This window comes from Flavivirga abyssicola, from assembly GCF_030540775.2.
Lineage (GTDB): Bacteria > Bacteroidota > Bacteroidia > Flavobacteriales > Flavobacteriaceae > Flavivirga > Flavivirga abyssicola.
Genome location: NZ_CP141266.1, coordinates 2,919,748 through 2,937,171, shown reverse-complemented (window position 1 = coordinate 2,937,171; position 17,424 = coordinate 2,919,748). Strand labels below are relative to the sequence as shown.

Annotated in this window: 12 protein-coding genes; 4 read left to right on the top strand and 8 right to left on the bottom strand. The window is 33.3% G+C overall.

Going from position 1 to position 17,424, the window contains the following annotated elements:
* The first annotated feature begins 71 nt into the window (after window positions 1-71).
* The 3 genes from Q4Q34_RS12320 (at window position 72) to Q4Q34_RS12310 (ending at window position 6,310) form a co-directional block, all read left to right on the top strand.
* A complete protein-coding gene (locus Q4Q34_RS12320) occupies window positions 72-3,497 on the top strand; it encodes a SusC/RagA family TonB-linked outer membrane protein (protein WP_303316246.1) in 3,426 nt (1,141 codons plus the stop codon).
* 11 nt (window positions 3,498-3,508) lie between these two features.
* Window positions 3,509-4,990 (top strand): RagB/SusD family nutrient uptake outer membrane protein, encoded by a 1,482-nt coding sequence (locus tag Q4Q34_RS12315; protein ID WP_303316247.1) that lies wholly within the window; start codon window positions 3,509-3,511, stop codon window positions 4,988-4,990.
* 123 nt (window positions 4,991-5,113) lie between these two features.
* The gene (locus Q4Q34_RS12310) at window positions 5,114-6,310 is read left to right on the top strand and encodes a TlpA disulfide reductase family protein (protein WP_303316248.1); all 1,197 of its coding nucleotides are present in this window, start codon (window positions 5,114-5,116) and stop codon (window positions 6,308-6,310) included.
* A 574-nt stretch (window positions 6,311-6,884) separates the two neighbouring features.
* Here the strand turns inward: Q4Q34_RS12310 and Q4Q34_RS12305 are convergent.
* The 8 genes from Q4Q34_RS12305 to Q4Q34_RS12270 are packed head-to-tail and all read right to left on the bottom strand — an operon-like array spanning window position 6,885 to window position 15,820.
* Complete coding sequence (locus Q4Q34_RS12305; protein ID WP_303316249.1) at window positions 6,885-7,928, bottom strand: hypothetical protein; 1,044 nt, start codon at window positions 7,926-7,928, stop codon at window positions 6,885-6,887.
* Between the two features lie 38 nt (window positions 7,929-7,966).
* Window positions 7,967-9,757 carry a DUF5060 domain-containing protein gene (locus tag Q4Q34_RS12300; protein ID WP_303316250.1) on the bottom strand — a complete coding sequence of 597 codons (1,791 nt, stop codon included), beginning with the start codon at window positions 9,755-9,757 and terminating at the stop codon, window positions 7,967-7,969.
* Window positions 9,758-9,815: 58 nt separating this feature from the next.
* Window positions 9,816-10,841: a Gfo/Idh/MocA family protein gene (locus tag Q4Q34_RS12295; protein ID WP_303316251.1), complete on the bottom strand. Its 1,026-nt coding sequence runs from the start codon at window positions 10,839-10,841 to the stop codon at window positions 9,816-9,818.
* Complete coding sequence (locus Q4Q34_RS12290; RefSeq protein WP_303316252.1) at window positions 10,831-12,096, bottom strand: MFS transporter; 1,266 nt, start codon at window positions 12,094-12,096, stop codon at window positions 10,831-10,833. The genes Q4Q34_RS12295 and Q4Q34_RS12290 overlap by 11 nt, the downstream gene beginning before the upstream one ends.
* Before the next feature lies 1 nt (window position 12,097).
* A complete protein-coding gene (locus tag Q4Q34_RS12285) occupies window positions 12,098-13,498 on the bottom strand; it encodes a four-carbon acid sugar kinase family protein (RefSeq protein ID WP_303316253.1) in 1,401 nt (466 codons plus the stop codon).
* Window positions 13,495-14,133, bottom strand: a complete 639-nt coding sequence (locus Q4Q34_RS12280) for a cyclase family protein (RefSeq protein WP_303316254.1) — start codon at window positions 14,131-14,133, stop codon at window positions 13,495-13,497. The genes Q4Q34_RS12285 and Q4Q34_RS12280 overlap by 4 nt, the downstream gene beginning before the upstream one ends.
* Before the next feature lie 4 nt (window positions 14,134-14,137).
* A complete protein-coding gene (locus Q4Q34_RS12275; protein ID WP_303316255.1) occupies window positions 14,138-15,184 on the bottom strand; it encodes a tartrate dehydrogenase in 1,047 nt (348 codons plus the stop codon).
* 12 nt (window positions 15,185-15,196) lie between these two features.
* Entirely contained in the window at window positions 15,197-15,820 is a 624-nt protein-coding gene (locus tag Q4Q34_RS12270; protein ID WP_303316256.1) for a GntR family transcriptional regulator, read from the bottom strand.
* 679 nt (window positions 15,821-16,499) lie between these two features.
* Here Q4Q34_RS12270 and Q4Q34_RS12265 point away from each other — a divergent pair.
* Window positions 16,500-17,315 carry a T9SS type A sorting domain-containing protein gene (locus Q4Q34_RS12265; RefSeq protein WP_303316257.1) on the top strand — a complete coding sequence of 272 codons (816 nt, stop codon included), beginning with the start codon at window positions 16,500-16,502 and terminating at the stop codon, window positions 17,313-17,315.
* The last annotated feature ends 109 nt before the right edge of the window (window positions 17,316-17,424 follow it).

Sequence of the window (17,424 nt, the reverse complement as noted above, 5' to 3'; positions counted from 1 at the left end):
CATACAAATTTATGGAATTAAAACTAACCAAGGTTTTCTTCTTCACCAGAAAAAAACTACTATTAACAATTATGAGAACTTTCATATTCTTATTGTGCTTTAGCGTTTTTAGTGCCACACCTAATACAATTTTGTCTCAGAACGCTAAAATTAAAATTGATAAAAGCCAAGAAGTAACTGTCGATGAAGTTTTTGACCTGATTATGAGTCAAACAGATTACACCTTTATTTATCAAGTGAACATGTTTAAAAACTTTCCAAAGGTTCTACTTAAAAAAGGGATTATAAACGCTAATACACTATTAGAGCAAAGTCTGTCTTCTGGGAAGTTTAAAATTGATATTTCAAAAAACAATACTGTTATCATTAAACAAGTTAAAGTAGTGCAACAGGAAAAAACAGTTACAGGTATTGTAACTGATAAAAATGGAGTGCCTCTACCTGGTGCATTAGTCGCTATAGGAAACGAAGATGAAAAAAGCCTCTTCAGAACAGGTGTAGCAACAGATTTTGATGGATCGTACAAATTAACTTATAAATCAGGGAGTAACGATAATCCATTCATATTTGTTAGAATGTATGGTTTTAAAAACATAAAAGAACAATTAAACGGCAGAACAGTTGCAAATTTCACCTTGGAGGAAGAAATTAGTAACCTAGAAGAAGTTATAGTTGTTGGTTATGGAACCACCAAAAAGAAAGATTTAACAGGTTCTGTTGGCTCAGTGGATAGTAAAGATATAGCCCAAATCCAAACACAATCTGTAGAACAAACACTTATTGGAAAAATATCGGGAGTACTTGTTGGAGCCAGTGGTGGTGGTTTAGGTGATGAAGGTTTTGTACACATTCGTGGTTTGAGCCAATTAGGTGGCGACAACCAACCTTTGTATGTTGTAGATGGGATTCCTATTACAATTAATCCTCAAATTGCTGGCAATGATTTTGGCACTAATGCGCCTAGAGAAAACCCTTTATTAGCAATTAACCCTTCTAATATTGAACGTATTGATGTATTAAAAGACGCCTCTTCTGCGGCAATTTACGGTTCTAGAGCTGCCAACGGTGTTATTTTAATAACCACTAAAAAAGGACGTTTAAATGAAAAGGCTAGAATTACCTATTCTGTAAATAGTACCATTCAAAACCCAACAGAGTTAAGAGAAGCTCAAAACGCAAGTCAATTTAGAACGCGTATAATAGAAAATACTAATGCTGCAGTGGCTTTAGACCCTTCATTAGCTAGTGATGAACCTATTAATACTATTCTTAATAACCCTGACAACTATTTTGGAACTGAAGACACAGATTGGCAAAGTTTACTAAGAAATAAAGATGCTTTTTGGATACAACATAATATCGGAATATCTGGAGGTAGTAAGACTACTAATTATTTATTCTCTGCAAGCACATCAAATCAAGAAGGTGTTATTATTGGTCACAAGCTAAAAAGATATTCTTTAAATTCTAATATAGACACTCAAATAAATAACAAAATAAAAGTAGGAGTTAATATTAGCTATAATAATACTAGAAACGAGAGAAATGCTATCTCCTCACTAACTAGAGGTATTACCTATAGACCAGATTTAGGCGTTTTAGATGACATAGGTAATCCTACAGGAAATTTTAGAGTTGTTGGAGGTAGTTTTGATACGTCAACATTCTTTTTAAACCCACTATATGATGAAGCTAAAAATGTAATTACAGCAAGATCTCAAAACCTTTTAGCAAGTGCCTATGGCGAATATGAAATAATTGAAGGCTTAAAGTTTAAGTCTGTAATAAGCATAGGTGTAAATAACGATAAAACAAGTAATTTTCAACCTTCATTTACTAGAGCTGCTATTAGATATGCCGAAGGAGAAGGACAAACCGACCAAAGTGCCAACTTATCCATAAACAGAACTGATTCTTGGAATTCAGTATTTACAAATACGTTAAGCTACAACAAAACCTTTGCAAAAAAGCATACACTAGATGTTGTTGCAGGTCTTTCTTGGGATCAATCTAATTTAGATCTTGAATTCCAAAGGTATTACGGGTTCCCAGATGATGATATTTTAACTGATATTAAATCTGCAGGTGATGTATTAGATCTTAATAGCAATAACATTCAAAATGCATTAAACTCTATTTTTGGCCGTGTAAATTACAATTATGATGACAAATATTTACTAACCTTTACAGCAAGACGAGATGGTTCAATTAAGTTTGGTGAAAACAACCAATATGGCTTCTTTCCTTCTGCTGCTGTTGCTTGGAATGTACATAACGAAAAGTTCTTAAAAAATAATAGGGTTATAAGTCAATTGAAACTACGTGCGAGTTTAGGACGTACTGGTGCTGATAATTTACCAGCCTTTGCTTTTGCGTCATATTTAAACCCACTTACTTTTGGAGGCTCAGATTATGCCGGTGTTAATGGTATTGCTCCTTTGGCTTTACCAGCTCCAGATATAAGATGGGAAGAAACAGACCAATTAGATTTAGGAATAGAGTTTGGTCTATTCAAGAACCGTTTAAATGCTGAAGTTATTTATTTTGAAAAACTCACCTCAGATTTAATCGTTTTAGGTCAATCAACACCAGAAACAGGTTTTTCAACTGTAAATACTAACATTGCAGATGTATCTAACAAAGGTTGGGAAATCACCATAGGCGGAGATATTATTCAAAGTAAAGACTTTAGATGGAACTCTTCTTTCAATATATCATTTATTAAAAACAATGTTGATGCGCTTAATGATGGATTATCTCCAGGAATAATAGAAGGCTACCCTATTGGTTCCATTCGAGGTTTAAATGTTATAGGTATAGCTGAAACGCAACAGCAAATAGACGATTTAAATGCTAATGCACCAAATGGTGTTTATGATACACGCTTAAATCAAATAGGTGATTTTATTTTTGAAGATGTAGATGGAAGTGGTGATATTGGAGTTGGAATAGAGCAAGACCGAAAAGTTATAGGCGATATCAATCCAGACTATTTTGGAGGGTGGAATAATGAATTTAGCTTTAAAAACTGGAATGCTTCTTTCAATTTTCAATATGTTCAAGGTAATGAAAGGTATTGGCAAGAACCTTTACAATATGATATTACCGGAAGATCTTTTCAAACTAACAGCCCTGTGTTTTTAGACAATCTTTTTTGGACTCCTGAAAACACTAATGCTGCTTATGCCCGTTTCAGAAATAGAGAAAATGGCTCACAAATCCCAGCAATTTCTTCTGCTATTGTTGATGGTTCGTATATAAGGTTACGCTCTGCTTCAATTGGTTACAGCTTTAACGAAACGCTTATTAATCGATTAGGCCTATCAAATTTAAGCCTAACATTAACGGGTAATAACCTATTCACTATTACAGACTATCCTGGTCTAGATCCAGAGAGTGTAAACAGAAGTAATTTTACTACTGGTTTAACCGACGACCGAGGAAATTCGTATCCAATACTTAGAACATTCACATTAGGATTAAACGTAAGCTTTTAAAAAAATAAACTATGAAAACTTTAAATATAAAAATTTGTACAAGCATTCTTAGTGTTATCACATTATGCTTAACCTCTTGCGAATTAGCAAATGATATAGATGATTTTGAGCCTAAGTTTAGGCTAGCTGCCGAAACTGCAATAAGAGATGCTGCATCTGCTGAATTAGCTTTGACTGGAGCTTATTCTGCAACGCAATCACAAGGATTTTTAAGTGGACGTGTTTACTCTCCTTTAATTCCTTCCATGATGAGTTTTACTGCCGCAAATAATTCTGATGCTACTGCACCAGTAGAAAACTTAGGTTTTAGCAATAATTCCCCATTAGTTGAAGGTGGTATCCTACTAACTTTATACTCTAGCTTTTATCAACAAATAAATAGAGCTAATTGGATTATTGAAAAAGTTTCAGAGTTATCTGATGATGGTTTCCAACCAGGAAGACGCTTAGAAATTGTTGCCGAAGCAAAGGCGTTAAGAGCTATGGCTCATTTTGATTTATTACGCCTATGGGGACAATTTTATGACATAAACTCTACTTATGGTATAGATGTTCGTCTATCTCCAGCAAAATCAAATGAAGCGTTTCCTAGAAAGTCTGTAGCCCAAACCTATGAGGCTATAATTACAGATTTAGATGATGTTATTAGTGATGCTCCAGATTTAAGAGCTAAATATTTTGTAAGCAAGACCTTAGGAAAGGCTCTAAAAGCAAAAGTATTATTGTATAAAGGAGATTATGCTGAAGCTGCAGCATTAGCCAATGATGTTATAACTAATTCGGGAAGTAACTTTGCGCTTACATCCACATTTAATGAACTATTCAATCATAGTAGTATTGCTACTCTGGATAATTCTGAAGCTATTTTAGATATCTATCAAGATGCCTCTGAATCTTCTGATTTAAACCTTTTTTGGGGGTTCTTTTTTAAATTAAATAGTCAGTATATAGATATGGCTACTAACGGTAGTATTTCCGTAAACGGACAAGATATTAGATACGATGGTGTTAGAATTTCTACTGTAAACGGATTCTTAGGAAAAAATGGTAAATATGCTAATCTATTTTTAGGTCAAAGGTTTGATTTTATATATTATTTAAGAATGGCTGAAATGTATCTTATTTACGCTGAATCTGATGCTAGAGCGACAAATTCAGTAAGCTCTGGTGCTTTAAATGCCTTAAATGCTATTCGAGTTAGATCTGGAGCTACTACAACAGGAGGAGACGGTTTTGAAACATATCCAGCATCAATTTCATTAAATCAATTTTTGGAAGCTGTAAGAATTGAAAAAGCCATGGAGTTAGCAACAGAATATGGTGAGACATGGTTTGATTTAATTCGTTACGATTATGCGGATGGTTTTGAAACCGGATTCCAAGTATCCGATGTTAAAGCAACTGCTACAGATCCTAATAAATTTATACTACCTATACCATTAAACTCTATAGATTTAAATGGTGACATTATAGACCAAAACCCAGATTATTAATTACTTAAAACGTCCTAATTCATGAAATTAGGGCGTTTAATATATATCCTTTCTTTTTAAGAAACCCAACAAATACTAGATAGTTAAATTAAAAGCCACATCGGCTTTTAAAAAGAAATTGTTATGAAAAAATCATTAAAATATGCTATAATTTTTTTACTTACTTCACTAGTTTTAGTGTCTTGTAAAAATGAAACAAAAGAAACACATCCCAACCAATTTACCTTAAGTGGAGAGATCAAAGGGCTTGAAGGTCATTTATTTTTCAAACACCCTGATAAAGAATACAAAAAAGGAACACTCCCAGATACCATAAAGGTTATAAATGGTAAAATTCAATTTTCGGATACTATTTCAAAATTGACGCTCATTAGAGCCTCTCCAAGTTCTCAAGGTCCAGATAAAAAACTATTTAAGGTTCCTGCTAATGGTAGAGGTTTTTTTCCTGTAAAATGTTCTTATCTTATGTTTTATGCGTTTCCAGGGGCAGATATTAAGGTATCTGGAGAAGCTACAGATTTCATGAATGCTTATCCTGAAGGTGATAAATTTAACGATGCTTTAGCTGCTATTAACAAACTAGCATTTCCAAACTACAATACAGTAGGAAATTTGGCAATAGCAAACACCAGTGAAACCGATTCGATAGTAATTCTTGATAATAAAGAAAAATCAGAAGCTATAGCTAAAAAGAACATAAACGAATTAATTTCCCATATTAAAAACAACCCAAAATCATTAGGTGCCACATGGTATCTAAATGATTTGTTATTAAGAAGACAAATTGATGAAACACAAGCTGAAGAGTTGTTTAATGGGCTATCATCAAATGATTTATCAGAATTCGAAGACTATAAAATCATAGCCACTAGAGTCTCTGGTATTAAAAATACCAAAGAAGGGTTTCCTGTACCTTCAATTAAAACAACTGCAACACTAGATGGCAGTGAATTCAATATCAATTCACTAAGAGGCAAATATGTACTTATAGATTTTTGGGGTATTTGGTGTGGCCCTTGTGTAAAAGAAATGCCAGAAGTAAAAGCCTTTAAAGAAAAATATAAAGATAAATTAGTTGTATTAGGTGTGAATTCTGGTGATACCAAAGAAAACGTTCAAAAATTTATTGACGAGCACAATTATGATTGGCAACAGATATTGAGCGACAAAAAGAACACCTCTGATAATTTTGTAAATAGATTTAACGTACAAGGCTTTCCAACAAAGCTTATAATTGACCCAAAAGGAAATATTGTAAAACGATTTTTAGGTAGTGGAGAAGAAGCCTTTGATTTATTGGAAGAATTATTAGAAAAATAAAACGATTATATTAGATGGTGCAGGAGCGTTTAGGAATACACTTAAAATAAATAGCGAAAGACATTTTTCTCTAATTTTAGATACAGATTATTTGTTTGGGTTTAGCTTAAACCCAAACAAATAATATCTCACTTCTTGGCTTTCATGGTAAAGGTTTCCTAAAATGGCTTCCTGCATTCCTTTTGAATTCAATACGTTTTGAAGTTGTTCTAGCAAATATCACATTACATTATTTCGACCTCATCTATTTTGCAACTTAGCTTTTAACACGTTCTTATTTTAGCTTCTAAATTATTTCCTAATTATCAAAATCTATAAATGTTACTTATAACGTATATCCATCTAGACAAGCTAATCACACCAAAATTTCACCTAAGAAAGATTTTTAAAAATTGAATTGCAAATTCGACAACTTCAAACAAGTCAAAATAATTAAACGTATTGTTTCAATTAATTAATCCCTTTTTATTTCTGTAGAAATAAATAAAAGGCTCAACTACATTTTGTGTTTGAGCCTTTTTAGATATGATTGATAGTATTTAGCGTACTTAATTAAAGCGGTATTCCTAACTATTTATTTAGGTATAAAGCTTTTATCTTTGGTCAGTATCCATTTATCAAACTCAAAACCATCTTCACGCATTGAGAATGAAACAACATAATTTCCTGCTTTTTCAAAATTAAGAGTTATAGTTTGCGGGATACCACAATGATTTTCCGGAACACGTTGTGCTGAAGACCAAGTCCATCTGTCTTTACCTTCACACCATTGAATACGGGCTCCACTTTCTGGCCATTCGCCATTGATACCTACGTGTAAACCATTATCTTCTGTACCTGTAGAATAAGCTAATGCCCAAACATAATATATTCCTGGGTTTGTAATTTTAACTTTATAAGAAACAATCCCTCCTGTGCCTGGAACTGGAAAGAAATTTTCTCCAGTTATGAGTGCATCATCATGCGTTACTCTAGTATCCGGTAATGCTTCAATATAAGCCCCCTTACTAGCTGTTGTTGAATGATTCTCTATAGTATCTCCAGAAAAAGGAATATCATCATTGTTAGATCTAATATACCACTCACGCTTTACCTCATTATTAGTCTTATCGTGGAAATTCTCTGCTTCGACCTGTAAAAAACCATCTTTTTCCAGAAATGGCTTTACTTCTTTAAGCTTATTAGTTACTTCTAGGCCAACGGGCTTTAATATTAAAGAACTCCACCTACCCCTAGACCATGCTGTTTCATCATTTTCTGGTATTTTGCCATTAGTTACTGCTTTAGATAATATTTCTATAATATCATTTTTATGAAGATATAAATCTAACTTATGCTTTACTGTTGAAAAAGAAGATTTTGTAGAAGGGTTTTCCAATGTGCTTACTTCTTTTCCATTTATTTTTATTTTGTAAACAGATTCACCGTCATTTTCTGCCATTGCAGTCAGAACGGCTTTATAAAGGCCACTTTTTCCTTTAAATATGGTTCTTGCTCCTGCAAACTTGTTTCTTAATGATTTGTTAGATGCATCTATTGATAATACGCTATTGCCTTGATCTACATAATATACGGCCTCGTTAGCTTTATTAATTTCAAAATCGGATAATGCTTTCAAAGTTATAACAGTGTCTTCATCGTGCTTTGTAGTAGACGCTATTTTTTTTTTACTGTGATTAAGGCTACCCAATCTTTATCTTTACTTGGTGGCAATCCAATAGAAACAACTCCACCTCCTTTTATTGTTTTTACACTTCCTTTTTGCAAGCTCCCTCCAGTTCTTGGGTTATACCATTTTACATTGAATTTAGAATTAAAGCTGTATAAATCGATTTTTGTATCGGTAACTGTTGGCAAGTAAACAACATAAGTACTCCCATTTTCTGCAAACACATAATCATTAGGATTATCGGTAAGATTATCAGCGGCATGCATTTTCGTAAAGGGCACGTGCTTTTGAAAAAAGTCTAAAGCATGTTTTGTTTGATCCCATAGGAGATCTCTTGAGCGCCAGTCTTCACATTTTAAATCGTTATGAGCATATTTATATCCAAAATACCATTCAACTCCTGCTCCACCAGCCATTAAATTACCCCATAAAACCTGGGCTCTTATCTCGTTATGCTCAGGATCATCTGCATCTGGTTTTGCTCCAGTATGTGCTGGCCCTATTTCATCCTGACAAACAATCCACCGTCTTTCCGTTTTTTTAGAAGCATCTACAAACTTAATAGTTCGGTCATGCACATCTTTCGGATCATGTGTTTGCATAGATGGCCCATCTAAATAGGCATAGCCTAATAATGGTTCAAGAAATAAATCTTGCGCATCACTATTAGCATGAGAATGTAAAACAACTATATTTTTATATGGATCATGAGTTTTTATATACTTTGCCATAGCTTTTCTATCTTTATCGTCTTGTCCTTTAGGTGTCCAGTGCAATGGTCCATTTTCTTCCCCTAAATTCCAAGTTATTCCTAAATGATGAGAAAAGCGTGCAATAAGTTCTCTATAGTAAAGTTTTCGTTGCACACCTAATTGTCCTATGTCCAATAACAATTCATTTTCTGTTTCCTGAGTTACAATATGAAGCATTAAACCTAAGGCATCCATATAATCGAAAATAACCTCCCATTGATCTAATTTACTACAATCAAACCTATAGCGCTCGTTAATATCATTCCATGGCCAAACATCTTTACCATCTCCCTGAACGTTCATGGTAAGAAAGTAAACAGCATTCATATCTTTTGAACTCAAATAATTCAAGGCTCCTATTATGTTTTTACCTTTTCCATTTTTCCAGGTTGGATCACCAACTTTCCAGTCTTTAGCATGTGGCTCATATTTATGGGATGCTGGCGTTTGATCAAATTCATAATATGCTAAAAAACTTTCGGGGCTATCGGTGCCTCCTTTAAGGAAATAATCTTTTGTCTCTTGAAATTGAAGATATCCCGTATCAGTATAAACTAAACGGCCTTTACCTCTAAAATCGCGACCAGATTTATCTGATTCTTCGATTGAAAAATCACCGCTTATATTATCAAATTGAACTGCTTTTCCTGCTTTAGGATCGTCACTTACCGCAATAGCTTTTCCTTTTCTAAAGGACACATGATACGTCCATTTCCCTATGGCATCTGGTGTAAACCTTACTTGCCATACATTACCTTTGTCTGCACTTGTCTCACCAGCGTCACCATCGGCGGCATAAAACCCAGGAACCACGTAGGTCTTATTCTTATTTTTAAACATGACATTTAAACGGTAATCTAAAAATGGGTTTTCTGCACCATATTCAGCCAATTCTTTACCTGTAAAATTAAGTGTCACTTTATGCCATTTTTTCAATTCGCCTTCAATGGACACCTTCGATTCTTGCGAAAAAACAGGTTTAAAAAATAAAAATGATAAACCTACTAAAACAAATATTCTTTTCATTTTATAATGAATTTAATGTATGCTTGATTGCATTACTTATTATTAAAATTATGCAGGTTTAAACAAATACGGGTTTATTTATTTTAGCCGATTCATACACTGCATCTTGCGCTTTTAATGTTTTTAAATAATCTACACCACTCGTTTCAAAAACACCTGTTGAAAGAAAACTATCTACAAAATCTCTTTGAAAAATATAACAACAATCACCAGCAAAACCTATATTGTTATGTACGTATGGATGATTTTTCTCTGCTTCTCCTAATTTTTGAATGGTGATTTTTCCATCGGAATATAGTCTAACACTACCCTTAGAAGCATCAATTAAATACTCCCCAAAAGTATATCTTGCATTTTTAAAATGACTCTCATTATATCTATTTGCATCCCAAATGGCATGTGCATTATTTTTAAAATTAAGAATCATCAACCCTAAATCTTCTCCTTTTATAACCGGATTCAACCGTTTAAGTATCGTATAAACACTTTCAATCTCTCCAACATGATATCGAAAAGTATCTATAAAATGCACTCCAGTTTCATAGATAAGCAACCTCTCATAATCTCTAAAATAAGGTTGCCTTGATAAATAGGCATCTTCTCCCCATCCGTCTCCCATACGTGATCTAAAATTCAAGCTGAATAGATCTCCTATCTCCCCGTGATCAATGATTTTTTTTATTTCTCTGTGCCATGGTTGATATCTAAAATTTTCATGAACCACAAAGTGCACTCCCTTTTTTTGTGCATAATCTACTATTTCCTTAGCCTCAGCAAAAGTTGGGGCAAGTGGTTTTTGACAAATAATATGCACTCCATGATCTGCAGCAAACTTACACATTTCAAGATGTGTCTCTGGTGGTGTAATAATGTCTATAAAATCAGGGGTTTCTTTTATGATCATTTCTTTATAATCGGCATAATGTTTTTTAATGCCGTAGGCGTTCATAATACCTACTGCTCTTTCTAAATTAGAATTACAAAGTGCCACCATTTCAACCTCAGGAATACGGGTCCAAGCTTCATATTGAAACTTACTAAAATATCCCGCGCCAATGGCAACACCTTTTAATTTATTTTTCATAACGTATTTCTTTAGCAGAATCCATAAATAACCAACAAACGATAGCTATCACTCCTAAAAATGCAGCGATAAAGAAGAATGGCTCGTTAGAGCCTGTCCAAGCCATTAAATAAGGAAATGCCAATGCCGTAGAAAAAGATCCTAGGTTACCAGCCATATTCATCATTCCAGAAACTTTTCCGGAATTTTCTTTTCCAATGTCCATGCAAAACGACCAAGAGGGGCTCAATGTCATATCAGCTCCAAAAATGGCAACCGATAAACATAAAACGGCACCTAAGGCAGTTTTCATATATAAACTTGTAAGAATTCCTATAACAACTAAAGAAAAACCAATTATAGCTGGTATTTGTCTGGATAATTTCCATTTCCCCTTTTTATAAATAGCATCAACAGTATAACCAGAAACCCAATTACCTACTGCACCAGCGAGTAAAGGTAACATGGCATAAAATCCAGTAGTAACAAGGTTTAGGTTATATTTTGCTTTGATATAAGGAAACAACCAGGTTAGCATAAAAAAGAAAATAAAATTACTTCCTACATATTGAACCATTGCCAGAATCACATTTTTAGAGCCTAAAATACGACTTAATGGTAGTATTCTTTTTGTTGTTTTGTCTTCTTGTTGTCGATTTTCTACAATATATGCTTTCTCCTCATCTGATATTGCTTTATGTTCTTCTGGTTTATTTCTAAATAAAACATAGAATACTACCGAACAAATAATCCCTACAGCTCCGAAAAAATAAAAAATAGCTCGCCATCCCCAGGCATCTATCAAATAAGCAACCAAGGGCAGTGCAAAAGCAGCTCCTAATCTTGATCCTGAAAAGTTTATTCCTTGAAAAATACCGCGCTCTTTTAATGGCACCCATGAAAATGCAGCTCTTGAAATATTAGGAAATGCACCTGCTTCTCCTGCTCCAAAAATAAATCTAAATGCAAGGATCGAGATATAGTTCCAAGCTGCTCCGGTTAACGCTGTAAATATAGACCACAATACCATAATGGATGTCATAACCCGACGCACCCCGTATTTATCGCCTAATGCACCTCCTGGTACTTGAAACAAAGCATATCCTAGTGCAAAAGCACTTAAAACCCATCCCATTTGGATATCGGTAAGATTTAAATCCCCACTAATAGAATCTTTGGCTGATGAAATACAGACACGATCTATATACAATAACAGGGTAATTAAAAAAGAACCTGCGAAAAATCCATATCTTTTGGATGGTATTGACTTGCTCATATCAAGATAGTTTTTGAGTTATTGTTAAAAGTGATTTCTTATGACCTACATTACCAGGGAATACGATATATAGTAATTTTGGAAATTTTGTTTCTTTGCCCATTTGCCAAACGGGAACTCCTGGTTCTATTTGACCTAAAACCTTTGAGCGTCTCATTCCTAAGCCTTTTAATGCCAAATCATGTGACGTAATACCTCCTTTGGCTAATATATATTTTGGGCATACACCAATACCTTTAACCAAAGTAACTAAAGCATCAGATACTTTGGACGCAATATCTATGTTGGAATCAGCATTTTTTCCTGTAATTAATTTTCTACTTGTATAAACAATAACATCATTCCCTCTAGCTATACTTTCATCTATTTTTGTAATAATAGATGCTAAATACAAATCGGCATCTTCTTTTAATATGGTTTCAACATTGATTTCAATAATGTTATTTTTATTGTAATAATTTAAAGTATAATTTAGTTGTTCAGAGGATTTAGGGACATAAGACCCTACTATGGTTAAACCTCCTGTTTGACTATCTGAATTAATAATTTTTTCTGAAGTTAATAATGGTTTTGGCTCTAATCCTATATAAGAAGGTACAAACGAACTTGAAGTACGATATACGATTCTTTTACCCCATTTTTCAGCTAATAATAAAGCTTGTGTTATTTTATCTAGATCATAATAATTTAATGCATTTGATATACAAAAGGTTCCAGGTTTTAAAGCCTTGATTTGCTCACTAAGCCATTCTGTGTTTTTACTTCTAACGGTTTCTATTGGTAATGAAAAAACATCTGAAGCATTTACTTTTCCAGAGGTTTTCTCTTCAATCCATTCTTTTAAGTTTGCTTTAGAGTATGCAAAGGTATGGTCTTGAGAAAACGGTGTGTCATTAACCGGAATTAGATGATCTCCATCAGAAATATAATGTATATCGTTTACCGTGACACGATTCCCTTCAAACATCACAGGAAGAAAAACGGTAATCGCATCATTAAAATTCAAAGTATTTTTTATGACATCAATTTCCGAAAAATGACCTCTCAATGTAGAGTCACTTCTACTAATAACGGTAAATGGCCTATTAATAAGCTTTGATGCTTCTAAAATGTTTTTTGAAATTTCTTGATAAACCTCAGACGATTTTTTTTGCGATAAACTTCTTGAATTTGTTAGTAAAAAGAATACCGGGGTTTCTTTTTTAAATTCATCAATCAAAGTTTCCAAATCCCACGGTGTTAAAAGTGGTATATCATACACTGTTTGATTTCCTGTTGGGTCATCATCAATAACTATACACGTTCTATTCAATTCTTTAAAAAGAACTTTATTTAAACGTCTGTAATTAGAAGTATCTTCTAATGGTAGCTGTTTTGATATGTGCGATAATGAAAAACTCATAAATATTTCTCAATGGCTATCACTCGTGCTGGAGCACCATCACCATCTCCTATTTTTAAAGGTAAGGCTATCAACTCAACACAATTGGTTTGTAAGGCCTCTATATTAGTAAGCCCTTCTATAATGACTACTCCCTGTAATAAGATTTGATGAATTTTAGTAACCTCATTTAAATTATTCACATCTGCTACTGAAGGCGGCTCCACACCAATCATTTTCACCTTTTTATTAACACACCACAAGGCAAGATCTTCACTTATTCTAGGCAACTCGTCTCTGTATTTCGGAGTATTTGCATATTGAGACCAATCTGTCCAAAAAATAAGACTATCACCAGCCACAAATTCATCTTTTATTTTCTGAGGAATATGCTCAGGATTTATTAAGCCTTTAGAACCTATATGCCTTACATCAACAACCCAAGCTCTTCCAACAAAGTCTGTTACCGGAATGTGGTCTATAGTTTGATTACTTACATTAAAATGAATGGGAGCATCCATATGAGTACCGCAATGTGAATAAAATGTTAGTGTACTAGCATTCCATCCATCTGCACCAATAGTTTTACTTATTTCTTTTGAAAACCCAGTAAAACCATTGGTATACGTTAATGTAAGATCAACAATAGGGTGCATTCTTTTATAAGTTTTTAATTACAGCATCTGCTACATCCGTAGTACTTGCTTCTCCTCCCAAGTCTCTAGTAAGTACGCCTTCTGAAGTACTTTTATCTATGGCTTGCATGATATTATTGGCTGCTTCGACTTCTCCTAAATGCTCTAACATAATTGCTGCAGACCATATTTGTCCATAGGGGTTTGCTACATTCTCACCAGCAATATCAGGTGCCGAGCCATGAATAGGTTCAAACATAGACGGAAAATCTTTTTCTGGATTAATGTTACCACTACCACCAAGACCTAAACTCCCCATAACAGCTCCACCAAGATCACTTAAGATATCTCCAAAAAGGTTGGTAGTTAGTACCACATCAAATATTTCTGGTTTTAAAACAAAACTTGCTGTAGAATTATCAATATACATCTGGTCATGTTCCACATCCGGATATTGAGCTGCCACCTCTTTTATAACGCGGTCCCAATATGACAAACTATTAATTAGTGTATTGGATTTTGTTATGTGAGTTACTTTATTTCTCCGCTTTCTGGCCAATTTAAACGCATAATGCGCTATACGCTCAGTACCTTTTCTTGTAAAAATACTGGTATCTACTCCCATACCATTTTCAGAATCCGGAAGGTATTGACTACCTACCTGCACAAATTCGCCTTCTGTATTTTCTCTAACGATTACAAAATCTATATGCTTTTCTGTTCTTAATGGGCGTTGTACTCCAGCATATGTTCTTACCGGCCTGTAATTTACATACTGGTCAAAATGTGTACGTACTTTAAATGTATAATCTTTAGCAGGAAGGGTGTCGTCAACTTCTGGCAAACCAACAGATCCAAAATAAACAGCATCGAACGCTTTAAGTGTGTTTAAGCCATCTTCTGGCAAAAACGTTCCATGTTTTAAATAATAACCTGCTCCCCAATCAAATATTTCCGAAGCAATATTAAAATTATGTTTCTTTGCTACTGCCTCCAAAACTCTATACCCTTCTGGTACTATTTCATTTCCTATACCATCTCCTGGTACTACTGCAATATTGTAATTTTTCACTTTTTTTAATTTTTATTGATCAAATAATAATTCTCTAGATTTTTTAATATGTTCTCTGGCAAATTGTTCGGCTCCATCGGCATCACCTTTTTCTATAGCCTTAATAATTTTAAAGTGTTCATCCAATGTTTCTTCTGGCGGTCTTATTAACCCATGACCAATCACTTTTTCATGGATGTTTCCAAAAAAATATATTTTATCCAATGGCGCATTTCCAGTAAGTTTAATTAGCAATGAATGAAATACTTCATCTGCTTCTGTATATGCATCAAGGTCAATCTCTTTATTATTTAAAAAAGGACTAAAACAACCTCTAAGTTGTTTTATAACGTCCTCATCTTTTGATTGGGCTAGTAAACGTGCAGCCATTCCCTCAATTGCTTCCCTGCATATATAGATATCGATAATCTCTTTTTTATCCCATGAGCGTATGTACATACCTCTTCTTGGTATACTCTCTACTAGGTATTCATTCTCTAATGCTAATAACGCCTTCATTAACGGTGTTCTACTCACACCAAGCTTTTCTGCTATTTTTTCCTGTACTATTTTTTCACCTTGTTTGAGCTCTCCATTAAGAATCATCTCCTTAAGTCTTAAGTATATCGGTTCACTAATACTTGCATGTTGAATCATAAAATTGTATTTTGTATACAAAATACAATAATACAATTTTAATCCTTGAAAACAAATTATATTACTATTATTTACTTATAGTTATACTTTTGGAATAACATTTTATGTTCGTTTAACAAATACTATAAAATGCAAATTTTCTTAAATTAATCAGTTAGTTGATATTTAAGACTGAACAGTATCTATACCAAATATAAGACTAAATAGTATGACTCTTTTTTTATCATATACAATAGCTTTGTTTCATTAATTCTTAAAATATAAATTCATTTTACTAAAAACCCCCATTAAGGATATAAAATAAGTTTGAGTTAACAGATCATAAACCATTAGAAAGATATGAAACTGTAAATCGTAAAGTATTTGAGAATACTTGGAATCTAGATCCGAATTCGAAGAAAAAAACATATAGGTCATTAATAACTATAAGATTTACATTAAAAGCTATACATTTTAGTATAGATATGAAAGCATCTTAATTAAATTAAGGTGCTTTTTTATGCAATTGACTGATTTAAAGCAGTGCTGAACAAAAAACACTCTTAATAGAACCATTTAACCACCATTATATTCTTAAAATAAACAGATATTGTAATCCGATTTTATTGAAAACAAACTTGTATAATTATTCAGCATAAAATCAACTTAAATTATTTTTTAACTATAAAATTTTAAAGACATGAAAAAAAAATTACAACTATTTTTATTAAGTATAGCAGCAATGCTGCTATTAACAATTACAAATAATGCGCAAACACCAGAATCTTATTTTATAGATTTCGGAACATCTGACTCACCAGCACAAACAGGTTATGTGCAGATTCCTGTAGATAGAGTATATGGTTCTGGAAATGCAAACGGTTGGAGACAAAATGACGTGGATAATAAACTATCTTTCACAAAAGACGTTCCAAGCGCAGCTAATAATTTGCTAAGTGACCATGCAGGATCTGGTGGTTATTGCCTTTTCCGTCAAAACACAGAAGCAGAAGAGTATCAAGTAACGTTACATTTTTACAATGAAACAGATGTAGAAATTGGAGCTAATGTATTTGATGGAACTGAAGTTGTAAATAACTTTTTTATGACTCCTATAGTTGTTCCCGCAGATACTTACGTTACTAAAGTATTTACAATTGACTTGTCTGGTGCCATTAATCGAGCGGAATTTGGATTTTACAAAGATGCATCTAGTACGAAATGGATATGTAATGGTATTGATTTAATACCAACTTCTACATTAAGTCTAGAGCAAGAAATTGAAAAAGGGTTTAAAATGTATAACAATCCTCAAACTAAAGAATTAAAAATTTCATTGCCTACATCTGGTAAAGGTGAGTTAACAATTTTTGACCTTACTGGAAAACAAGTTTTATCTAAAACACTACTTAGTGCTGATAATGCTGTAAATGTTTCAACATTACCAGTAAGTGTATATGTGGCAAGAATTGTTACTGATAATGGCACTATTAGCAGAAAAGTTGCTTTAAGATAACAATCGAATAGATTAAACTAAAAGTTACAATTTTTAGAATGTTTTTTTGAAATTGTAACTTTATTAAATAAAATAACGTAAATCTTGTTTAAGAGTTCAAGATATCACT

What these genes read in the sequence shown, in the direction of transcription:
- Q4Q34_RS12265 (WP_303316257.1), top strand. Translation starts at nt 16,500, where the DNA reads ATGAAAAAAAAATTACAACTATTTTTATTAAGTATAGCAGCAATGCTG.
- Q4Q34_RS12270 (WP_303316256.1), bottom strand. Translation starts at nt 15,820, where the DNA reads ATGATTCAACATGCAAGTATTAGTGAACCGATATACTTAAGACTTAAG.
- Q4Q34_RS12280 (WP_303316254.1), bottom strand. Translation starts at nt 14,133, where the DNA reads ATGCACCCTATTGTTGATCTTACATTAACGTATACCAATGGTTTTACT.
- Q4Q34_RS12310 (WP_303316248.1), top strand. Translation starts at nt 5,114, where the DNA reads ATGAAAAAATCATTAAAATATGCTATAATTTTTTTACTTACTTCACTA.
- Q4Q34_RS12320 (WP_303316246.1), top strand. Translation starts at nt 72, where the DNA reads ATGAGAACTTTCATATTCTTATTGTGCTTTAGCGTTTTTAGTGCCACA.
- Q4Q34_RS12300 (WP_303316250.1), bottom strand. Translation starts at nt 9,757, where the DNA reads ATGAAAAGAATATTTGTTTTAGTAGGTTTATCATTTTTATTTTTTAAA.
- Q4Q34_RS12290 (WP_303316252.1), bottom strand. Translation starts at nt 12,096, where the DNA reads ATGAGCAAGTCAATACCATCCAAAAGATATGGATTTTTCGCAGGTTCT.
- Q4Q34_RS12315 (WP_303316247.1), top strand. Translation starts at nt 3,509, where the DNA reads ATGAAAACTTTAAATATAAAAATTTGTACAAGCATTCTTAGTGTTATC.
- Q4Q34_RS12285 (WP_303316253.1), bottom strand. Translation starts at nt 13,498, where the DNA reads ATGAGTTTTTCATTATCGCACATATCAAAACAGCTACCATTAGAAGAT.
- Q4Q34_RS12295 (WP_303316251.1), bottom strand. Translation starts at nt 10,841, where the DNA reads ATGAAAAATAAATTAAAAGGTGTTGCCATTGGCGCGGGATATTTTAGT.